The organism is Nonomuraea sp. NPDC050786 (genome assembly GCF_040654115.1).
GTDB lineage: Bacteria > Actinomycetota > Actinomycetes > Streptosporangiales > Streptosporangiaceae > Nonomuraea.
This window is the reverse complement of record NZ_JBFAHJ010000078.1, coordinates 1-1,207: the sequence shown is the minus strand read 5'-3', so window position 1 is coordinate 1,207 and position 1,207 is coordinate 1. Positions and strand designations below refer to the sequence as shown.

Annotated in this window: 1 protein-coding gene; it reads left to right on the top strand. The window is 65.9% G+C overall.

The annotated features are described in order from the left end of the window. Nucleotides 1-28 precede the first annotated feature (28 nt). The coding region (locus tag AB0H84_RS53390) for an AMP-binding protein (protein WP_357622478.1) at nucleotides 29-1,207 on the top strand (1,179 nt) is incomplete at its 3' end.

Below are 1,207 nucleotides of genomic sequence, written 5' to 3'. Positions count from 1 at the left end.
GGATGGGTGGCCGGTGGGGGTGCATCGGGTGGCGGTGGAGGAGTGCGGGAGTGCTTCGGAGGCGCCGGTGCGGGTGTCGGCTGCGGATGATCTGGCGTATGTGATTTATACGTCGGGGTCGACGGGGGTGCCGAAGGGTGTGATGGTCTCGCATCGGGCGGCGCTGAATACGTGTGTGGATGTGAATGAGCGGTTCGGGGTTTCGGCGGCGGATCGGGTGTTGGGGTTGTCGTCGCTGAGTTTCGATCTGTCGGTGTGGGATGTGTTCGGGGTGCTGGGTGCTGGTGGGGTGCTGGTGTTGCCGGAGGTGGAGGCGCGCAGGGATCCGGGGCGGTGGCTGGAGTTGATGCGCGTTCATGGGGTGACGGTGTGGAACTCGGTGCCGGCGCTGCTGCAGATGCTGGTCGATTTCGTGGGGGATCGGCCGGTGGAGGGGGTGGGGTTGCGGTTGGCGTTGCTGAGCGGGGATTGGATTCCGTTGAGTTTGCCGGGGCGGGCGCGGTCGGTTTTCCGGGGTGTGGATGTGGTGAGTTTGGGGGGTGCGACGGAGGCGGGGATTTGGTCGATCTTCTATCCGGTGGGGCAGGTGGATCCGGGGTGGGAGTCGGTGCCGTATGGGTGGCCGTTGCGTAATCAGCGCTGGCATGTGTTCAACGATCGGATGCAGGAGTGTCCGGCGTGGGTGGTGGGGGAGTTGTTCATTGGCGGGGTGGGGTTGGCGCAGGGGTATTGGGGTGATGCGGAGCGGACTGCGGAGCGGTTCGTGATCGATGCGGGTAGTGGGGAGCGGTTGTATCGGACGGGGGATTTGGGGCGGCGTTGGCCGGACGGGACGATCGAGTTTTTGGGTCGGGAGGATTTCCAGGTCAAGGTTGGTGGGTTCCGGATCGAGTTGGGTGAGGTGGAGGCGTGCCTGGCTGGGGAGCCGGGGGTGGGTGTGGTGGTGGCTGCGGCGACGGGTCGGGATCGGCATCATCGCCGGTTGGTGGCTTATGCGGTGCCGGATGGGAGTGTGTCGGGCGGGGGTGTGTCGGGGGAGGGTCTGGCTGGGCGGTTGCGGGCGCGGGCTGAGGCGGTGTTGCCGGCGTACATGGTGCCGTCGGTGATTCATGTTCTGGATGAGTTGCCGTTGACGGGTAACGGCAAGGTGGATCGTGCTGCTTTGGAGCGGTTGGATGCTGGGCCTTCGACCACCGAGACCGCGCCG